5 protein-coding genes and 1 pseudogene are annotated in these 8827 nt (G+C 71.1%); 2 read left to right on the forward strand and 4 right to left on the reverse strand.

The window, feature by feature from the left end:
* The 3 genes from R6V09_RS38880 to R6V09_RS38890 all read right to left on the reverse strand — a co-directional run.
* Nucleotides 1-1620: fatty acyl-AMP ligase (locus R6V09_RS38880; protein ID WP_317886193.1), on the reverse strand; the 1620-nt coding region annotated here is incomplete at its 3' end.
* A 66-nt stretch (nucleotides 1621-1686) separates the two neighbouring features.
* Nucleotides 1687-3294: an acyl-CoA carboxylase subunit beta gene (locus tag R6V09_RS38885; RefSeq protein ID WP_442810220.1), complete on the reverse strand. Its 1608-nt coding sequence runs from the start codon at nucleotides 3292-3294 to the stop codon at nucleotides 1687-1689.
* Between the two features lie 1130 nt (nucleotides 3295-4424).
* Nucleotides 4425-5705, reverse strand: a complete 1281-nt coding sequence (locus R6V09_RS38890) for a multidrug effflux MFS transporter (RefSeq protein ID WP_317886194.1) — start codon at nucleotides 5703-5705, stop codon at nucleotides 4425-4427.
* Between the two features lie 150 nt (nucleotides 5706-5855).
* Between R6V09_RS38890 and R6V09_RS38895 the strand changes: the two genes are divergently transcribed.
* On the forward strand, nucleotides 5856-6350 hold the full coding sequence (locus R6V09_RS38895) for a MarR family winged helix-turn-helix transcriptional regulator (protein ID WP_317886195.1): 495 nt from the start codon (nucleotides 5856-5858) through the stop codon (nucleotides 6348-6350).
* Nucleotides 6351-6390: 40 nt separating this feature from the next.
* On the opposite strand, the gene R6V09_RS38900 is transcribed toward R6V09_RS38895, so the two are convergent.
* Nucleotides 6391-7572, reverse strand: coding sequence for a cytochrome P450 (locus tag R6V09_RS38900; RefSeq protein WP_317886196.1), 1182 nt, complete (start codon nucleotides 7570-7572; stop codon nucleotides 6391-6393).
* A 519-nt stretch (nucleotides 7573-8091) separates the two neighbouring features.
* On the opposite strand from R6V09_RS38900, the pseudogene R6V09_RS38905 reads away from it, so the two are divergent.
* Nucleotides 8092-8827, forward strand: a pseudogene (locus R6V09_RS38905) (SpoIIE family protein phosphatase); the annotation flags it as partial.

The raw sequence follows: 8827 nt of genomic DNA on the forward strand, positions 1-8827 counted from the left end.
CGGGGCGCGGGCGGGTGCGTCCAGACCGCGAACATGCTCCGCGACGATCACGGCGCCCTCCGCCGCGATGGTGGCTCCGGCGCCGGGGACGTGCCCGGCGGGCACCGCGAAGGCCGCCAGGCGGTCGGGGCGTATCGCCAGGTGGGCAGCTTGTGCGGTGTTCTCGATGTCCTGCGGGTAGTGGTTGCGTCCGTCGACGATGATCAGGTCCTTCAGCCGCCCGCTGACCAGGAGTTGACCGTCGAGCACCGTGCCGAGGTCGCCGGTGCGCAGCCAGTGGCCGGGGGTGTGCGCGAGTCGGGCCTGGAAGGTCTTGCGGGTCTGCGGGCCGTGCTCCAGGTAGCCACGCGCGATGTTCGGTCCCTGCACCCAGATCTCGCCCACCTCCCCCGCGGGCAGGACGGTGGCGGTGACGGGATCGACGATGCGCACGGCCTGCCCGACGGGTTCACCGCAGGCGGCGAGCAGAACGGCGGCGGGGTCACCGGGTGGCACGGGCAGGGCCTTGCCGGCCGCCAGGGCCTCGCGGTCCAGGGCGTATCGGCGCAACGGCTGTCCGGGCCGGTGTGCGCTGACGAAGACGGTGGCTTCGGCGAGCCCGTAGGACGGGCAGTGCACGTCGGCCGGAAGTCCGTGTCCGGCGAAGGCGGCGCCGAAGCGATCGGCGGTTTCGGGCCGTACCGGCTCGCTGCCGTTGACGAGCGCGGCGACCCGGTCCAGCCGGAGCCCGGCCTTGTCCTTCTCGGCGACGACGGCCGCGCAGTAGTCGTACGCGAAGTTCGGTGCGGCGCTGAGGACGTTGGGGTGCTCGGACATCAAGTGCAGCCAGCGGGCGGGCCGTTGGAGGAAGGCGAGGGGATCCATCAGGACGGACAGCAGTCCGCGTACGACGGGAGTGGCGACGCTGAGCACCAGTCCCATGTCGTGGTAGAGCGGCAGCCAGCCGACCATGGTGAGGCGACGGTCGTCGGCGCCGTACGCGGTGAGCGCCTGGCCGGCGTTGGCGACGACGTTCGCGTGCGAGATCTCGACCCCGGTGGGGAACCGGGTCGATCCGGAGCTGTATTGGAGGTAGGCGGTCGACTGTTCGTCCAGAGCGGGCGGCTGCCACGCGTCGGCCTGGTCGTCGGAGACGAAGTCGGTGACGATCAGGCGGTGGCGCAGGCCGTGCGCGTCCAGGAAGGTGCCTACGGTCTCGGCCGCGGCGCTGGTGGTGAGGACGGCCGAGGGCTGCGCGTCGTCCAGGACTCCGGCCAGGCGGTCGCCGTGTCCTGGCAGGTCGGGGGTGAACATCGGTACGGCGACGGTGCCGGCGGTCAGCGCGGCGAGAAAGCCGATGACGTATTCGGTGCCCTGGGGACAGAGCACGGCGACGCGCTCGCCGGGAGCCACGGTGTCCGCGAGCCGGGCGGCGACCGCCCGGGTCCGTACGTCGACGCGCTGCCAGGTGAGGGTGCGGTGGCTGCCCCGTACCCCGGAGGAAGTGTGGTCGACAAAGGTGAACGCGGGCCGGATGGGGGCGTGTTGGGCCCAGTGTGCGAGGTAGGCGGGGAGCGTGGTCGGACGGTCCGGTGCTGCTGAGGTCGTGCCGGGGGCATGCGGAAGGGCGCGCGCGGGCATGGGGGAACTCCTCACGTCACAGGTGGTGTCCGCGTCCGGAGTGATGCGGTCAGGGCTTCGCTTCACTCACAGCGGGATGTTGCCGTGCCGCCGGTCGGGGACGGCGGCACGTTTGGTGCGCAGCGTGTGCAGGGCCCGGGTGATGTGCGCCCGGGTGGTGCTCGGCGCGATGACGGCGTCGATGTAGCCGCGCGCGGCAGCCGCGTAGGGGGTGGCCCAGGCCGTCTCGTACTCCGCCACGAGCTTCGCCCTCAAGTCCACCGCGGTCTGCTCGCCGACCACGGCCGCTGCTGCGAGTTCGCGCCGGTGCAGGACGGTGACCGCGCCCTCGGACCCCATCACGGCGATCCTGGCGCTGGGCCAGGCGAGGTTGACGTCGGCGCCCAAGTGTTTGGAGCCCATGACGGCGTATCCGCCGCCGTAGGCCTTGCGGACCACGACGGTGACCTTGGGCACGGTGGCCTCGGCGTAGGCGTACAGCAGTTTGGCGCCGCGCCGGATGATGCCGGTCTGCTCCTGCTGGGTGCCCGAGAGGTAGCCGGGCACGTCGGCGAAGGTCAGCAGCGGAATGCCGAACGCGTCGCAGAAGCGGACGAAGCGCGCCGCCTTCTCGGAGGCGTCGATGTCCAGCGCACCAGCGCTGTGCATGGGCTGGTTGGCGACGACTCCGACGGAACGGCCCTCGATACGGGCCAGCGCGCAGAGGATGTTGGGTGCGAACAGCTCGTGCACCTGGAGCAGTTCGCCGTCGTCGACGACCGTGCGCAGGATCTCGCGCATGTCGTACGCCGTCTCGGGCCGGTCGGGGATGAGACCGTCCAGGCGCAGGTCGTCGGGGGTGGGTTCGAGGGTGCGGGGTGTGAAGGCGTACTCGGGCGGGCTGTCGCGGTTGTTCGCCGGCAGGTAGCCGAGCAGGACCCGGACGAGGTCCAGGGCGTCGTCCTCGTCCTCGGCGAGGAAATGGGCGTTGCCGTTCCCCGAGTTGCTGGCGCGGGCACCGCCCAGTTCCTCGGCCGTCGTACGCTCCCCCGTCACGGCCTCGATGACGTCCGGGCCGGTGACGAACATGTGCGAGGTGCCGTCGACCATCACGGTGAAGTCGGTCATGGCCGGCGAATAGGCGGCACCGCCCGCGCACGGGCCCATGATCACGGAGATCTGCGGGATGACCCCCGAGGCCTGGACGTTGCGGTGGGCCAGTTCGGCGTAGAGGGCGAGCGAGGAGACGCCCTCCTGGATGCGGGCGCCGCCGGAGTCGTTGAGGCCGATGACCGGGCAGCCGATCTTCAGAGCGAGGTCCATCGTGCCGACGACCTTCTCCCCGCACGCCTCGCCCATGCTGCCGCCGTGGACGGTCGCGTCCTGCGCGAAGACGCACACCTGACGCCCACCGACGGTGCCGGAACCGGTGACCACACCGTCTCCGTACGCCGCGTCGTCGGTGCCGCTGCGGGCGCGCACCAACCCGCCGGTCTCGACGAAGGAACCCTGGTCCAGCAACCGGGCGACGCGTTCACGGGCTGTGAGCCGACCACGCGCCGTCTGCCGGGCGACGGCCGAGACGGAACCACCCGCCAGGGCCTGCTGCTGTCGGGCAGCGAGGTCCGCGAGACGTGCCACTGTTGTGCGCGCGACGGGCGCGGACGATCCCAGAGTTTCCGCGGTCGAGGTCACAGCCACCTCCTTCGGGGGTTGCGAGCATGGCAGCTCTCCGAGGCGCGGTCTTCCTTTCCGCTGGCAATGTGAGGTTGTTGAGTGGTCCGGGGGCCCGCGTTCATAGACGGACTACAAACGGGCTGCGGTCTCTCGGTCCGGCCGTGGTCACACTGACCCAGAGCCCCCCGAACTCGCCGAGCCAGCCCTCGTGTTCAGCTTCTGAGATCCGATTACGGAGGTTGTTCCTGATCTCGATCAGTCGGCGTTTCTGGGCCGAGTCGACACGGAGCCTGCCTGGGGCAGCGGATGCATGCGTGTTCGTGGATGCATGCGGTTCCGAAGGCCCTTCTACAGGTGCCGGGGGAGAGCTTCCGGGGCTCGAAGTGGCCCAGGAACTCGTTCCATTCCTCGTCGGTCGGGGTGAGGCATTCCTCGCTCGGACGAGTTGCCCGGCGCCGGGCGATGCTCGCCGCCCCACGACCAGGGGCTACGCAAAGATCGCTGCTGCACCACGTGGTGGGACACCATCCAGACCTGATGTTGTGGGTCCTGATAGAGGGAGGATCGGCGCTCGACTCCGTCACACTGCTGGGCTTCCCGGTCGCTGTGGCGAGCCTGGTGGTGGCCGTCACCGGCATTCCGGCCGCAGTGAGCGCGATGACGCAGCCTCCGGACGACACGGCTGCGGCCAGGGCTGCCGCAGCAACGCTGGCCCGGCAGCTTCGCCAATCCGAACAACGCGAGTGGCTACGGTGGGTCGGAGGGGACACCGAGCGCATCAACCTTCGCTTCACCCTACGGACCCCCCACGGCGAGAGGCGAACCGCTACGCCCATGGCCAGTTCGACAACGGCCACAACGAGGCGCTCACCGTGTGTCCGCCCCGCCCCGCCCCGCCCCACAGAGCGAACGACCGCTGATGGACATACGACGCGTAGGCGGCAACTCCTGCCACAACCAACGCGCACAGCGGCCTCATCCACGACTCGACATCGAACGACCGGCGAGCGGTATGCAACTCGCGGGGCCCGTCCCGCCCGGTCACCCGGTCCTCCCCCACGCCGCACCCAGTGCACAACCAGTGCACATTTGCGCGGGAATTCCCGGGAAATCGAGGGAACTCGCGGGAACTCCGGACGGGTCGTCCGCTACGCCTCCGTCGCCGTCGGCTCCCCCCGCCCCTCCCAAGGCCTGGCCAGCCCCACCAGCGCAACTCCCGCCGCCGCCACGGCGATCAGCATGATCACCGCCATCGGCAGCGAACTGTCCTCCCCGAACAGCCCGACCAGCGGCGCGGCGAGGGCGCCGAACAGGAACTGCAGACCGCCGAGGAGGGCGGAGGCCGCGCCGGGGGCGCTGCGGCCGAGGGCCTGGCCGATGCTGAGGGTCGACGGGAAGACCATGCCGATACCGCCGGCCGTGACGAACAGGCTGATCCAGGTACCGGCGAGGGTCTCCCCCACCGTCAGCACCAGCAGGACCTGCGTGAGGGCACCGACCCCGGCGACGGCGACCGCCGCCACGAGCAGGCTGTTCAGCCGTACGCGTCCGGCGAGTTGGGAGAAGGCGGCGCCGGCGATCAGCATCGCGACGGCGTTGCTCGCGAAGATGAGGGAGTACGTCGTGGCCGACACCCCGTGCAGGTTCTCGAAGACGAAGCTGGAGCCGCTGATGTAGGCGAACAGCGCCGCCGAGATGAACGCGAGGACGAGGACGTAGCCCATGAACGTACGCCGGCCGAGCAGCGCGCCCATCGCGCGGAAGGTGTTCGTGATCCCGCCGGCATGCCGTCGCTCCGGCGGCAGGGTCTCCGGGACCTTGCGGAGGACGCCCAGCAGCAACAGCCCGCCCATCACGGTCAGTACGACGAACACCGCGCGCCAGGTCGACACGGCCAGGATCGCCCCGCCGAGGACCGGCGCGACGACCGGCGCGACGCCCATGATCTGGGAGAGCACCGCGAAGTAGCGCGGCAGTTCGGCGCCGTGGAAGCGGTCGGTGAGCACGGCGCGGGCCAGCACCATCCCGGCCGCGCCCGCCAGGCCCTGGAGGAACCGGGCGCCGGCGAGCAGACCGACATTGGGTGCGAGGGCGCAGGCGACGGAGAAGACCGTGAAGGCGGCCGTCCCGGACAGCAGCAGTCCGCGGCGGCCGAGGCTGTCGCTGATCGGGCCGATGAGCAGTTGTCCGACGACGAGTCCGGCGAGGAACGCGGTCATCGTCAGCTGGACGGCCGAGCTGCTCGCGCCGAGCGCGTCGCCCATGGCGGGGAAACCGGGCACGTACATGTCGGTCGCGAGCGGGGCGACCGCGGTGAGTGCGGCGAGGACGGCGACCAGGGCGACGGCGGCGCGCCGCGAGGGGTCGGTGGAGTCGGCCGGTGCGGCGGGGTGCGCGGCGGCGGAACGGGAGGGGGACGGCGATACCATGACCATAACGGTAACCGATGGTTCACCGGTTAACAATGACGGATCGGTGAAGGACCGCGAAGGACCATGAAGGACCGACACTGAAGCCCCTGAAGGTCCGATCGAAATCCCTGGAATCCCCGAAGTCCCGGAAGCGAGAAGACGAGCCGCATGTCCCTCTCCCCCATCTACGTCCGCACGCAGTGGACCGAGCACAACCCCGGCCTCGACACCTCCCCCATGGAGCTGATCGGCCTGCTCAAGCACGCCACCGGACTCCTGAACCGGGCGGTGGAACCCCTCTACGCGGGCGCCGCGCTCACCGCACCGGAGGTCGACATGCTGATCCCGCTGCGCCACGCCACCGAACCGGTGATCGCCCGCCGTCTCGCGGAGTGGCTGGGCCTGTCCCGCGCGGGGGTCAGCAAGGCCCTGGGCAAGCTGGAGAAGCGCGGTTTCATCGCCCGTACCCCGAATCCGGCGGACCGGCGGGCCGCGCTGGTGACCATCACCCCGGCCGGGGCCAAGGCCGTGGACGACCTGTTCCCCCGCCAACTCGCAGCCGAGGTGCAGCTGTTGGCGGGCCTGGGCAATGACCGGGACCAGGTACTGAACGCGCTGGGGCGCCTGGTGGAGGTCATGGAGCGCCAAGTGGGCCGCGAGTGAAGGACTCCTGACGGACCGTCACTCCATGAGCTCACCCGCGTCAGGTCGCGGTGTCCCACCGCACGTGGAGTGTCGGCGGCTTGCGGAAGACCAGTCCGTGCGGGGCGGTCGGGTGGTCCGGGTCGAGGCGCAGGGACGGGAGGCGGTCGAGCAGGTGGTGGAGCGCGATCCGGGTCTCCAGGCGGGCGAGGTGCGCGGCGAGGCAGTAGTGCGGGCCGTGGGCGAAGGCGAGTTGGAGGCGTGCGTTCTCGCGGCGGACGTCGAAGCGGTCGGGGTCGGGGAAGACCGCCGGGTCGCGGTTGGCACCGGTGAGGGAGACCGTGACCAGGTCGCCCTCGCGGATCGCGGCCGGGCCGAGGACAGTGTCCCGGGTGGCGTAGCGGTCCACGACGGCCGCGCCGGGTTCGAGGCGCAGCGATTCCTCGATCGCGCCGTCCAGCAGGCCCATGTCGGCCCGGACGAGGGCGAGTTGGTCGGGGTGTTGGAGCAGGTGCAGCAGCGCGTTGGTGATCATCGCTTCGGTGGTCTCGATGCCGCCGAACATCAACACGGCGGCGTTTGAAGCCACTTCGGGCACCGAGAGGTGTCCGGCCGCGGCCGCGACCAGGAGTGAGGCTCCGTCCCGGTCGGCGACGGTGGCCTCGACGGCCGCGCGCAGTTCCGCGTAGGCCGCGGTTCCGGCGGCTCCCGCCGCGTGCCCGGCGGTGATGTCCGAGACCGACCGCACGATGGCGTCGTACCAGGAGAGCACGGTGGACGGGGTGGTGCCGGTCAGTCCGAGTGCCTCGGTCACGACGGCGACCGCCAGCGGGCCGGCGAAGGCGCGGCGCAGTTCGCCGGCGCCCGCCGGTCGCAGCGCGGTGACGAGCCGGTCGGTCTCCCGCTCGATGAACGAGGCGAAGCCGTCCCGTACTTCGCGCGGCCGGAAGGGCGCGGTGAAGGGTTCGCGGTGGCGGGTGTGGCGTTCCCCGTCGAGGGAGAGCATGCTCGGGCCGACGACCTGGGCGGTGGAGAAGCGGGGGTCGTCCACCGTGTACGTGGTCGCGTCCCGCATCACGGCGAGCGCGAGGTCGCGCCGGGTCACCAGCCAGCCGTCCAACTCGGGCAGCCAGGACACGGGTTCACGTTCACGGAGCCGCGCCAGCCGTGGATGCGGGTCGCGGGCGAGTTCGGCGAGCGTGGTTCCGGCGCCGAGCGGGTAGGCGGCGGCTACCGTACTCATCGCGATCCGAGGCGGGGCAGAGGGAAACTGGCCATGGCCGAGGCTAACAATTCGGGCGCGGCCGGCCGAGGGCGGGGGCTGTCCGGCGGGATGGCCGTCACCGTATGACAGCTGCCGGTCGCCGTGTGTCGCGCCGTCCCGTCCGTCGCCGCCGACGAATACGGGCAACAGATCGAATTCGCCCCGCGCGAGGCGGAGTTTGCGCCATCCTGAACGCCACGAGACGCGGACCCGGTCACAGGAGCACGTCGGGCCTCAACTCCCCTGTCACAACTGCCCACTTATCGCCCTGATCCGGCACCCTCGGCCCGACCCGACGACACCGCACCGCACCCAGCTCCCGCCACTGAAACCGACACCGACACTTGAGTCACTCTTGATCACTTCATCAGACATCTACGGACCGGCGATACCCGTGCCTCTGCAGCCCATCCCGTCCGCCCAGGTGACCCGAGCCGCGTCCTGGCGCATTCTTGCTGTGTCACCCACCCGGCGCCACAGGGACGAGGTAGAGCCCCAATGACTGGGAGTGCCGAGCGCGAGAAGGGGACGCCCGGACGGCTCGCCGAGCTGCTCATCGACGCCTCGACGGAGGCGATCGACGCGGCCGGCGGCCACTCCGGGGGCGTCTACCTGCGGTCGAGCACGCCCGGGCTGCTGCGCCTCGCCGTGCTGGCGGGGCTGCCCGGGCCGCTGTTCCGCCCCTGGAACCGGCTGAGCGTCGACAATAAATTCCCCGTCGCGGACGCCTACCGGCTCGGCGTCCAGGTGGTCCTGCCGAACGCCGCGGAGTGCATGCGCCGCTACCCCCAGTTCGCCGCCAGTCTGCCCTTCCAGTTCGGCTCGCAGTACGTGCCGGTCATGAGCGGGTCGACGACGTACGGCGTGCTCACCGTGTTGCGGCCGTCCGCCGCGGACACCACCGAGGTGCTGTCCGGCCTCGACCGCATGACACGGCTGGCCGAGGAGCTGGGCGCGGCGCTGCGGGACCTGGAGGACGAGCACAAGGACGGGGACGGGTCGTGCGTCGCCTGGGACGGCGAGCCGGTGTGCGTCCGGACGGCGGCCACGCACCGCTCCGAGGGCCGGATGGCCCGGTTCGTGTGGGATCCGGCGACGGCCGTCGTGACCGGGGACAGCGCTCTGCACAGCCTGCTGGGCGTCGAGCCCGGCGAGTCCCCCGGCACCGCGCGGGCCATCGCGGACGCCCTGGCGCCGGGCGACACGTACCAGGTGATGGCGGCGCTGAGATCGG

The organism is Streptomyces sp. W16, from assembly GCF_033194735.1.
Lineage (GTDB): Bacteria > Actinomycetota > Actinomycetes > Streptomycetales > Streptomycetaceae > Streptomyces.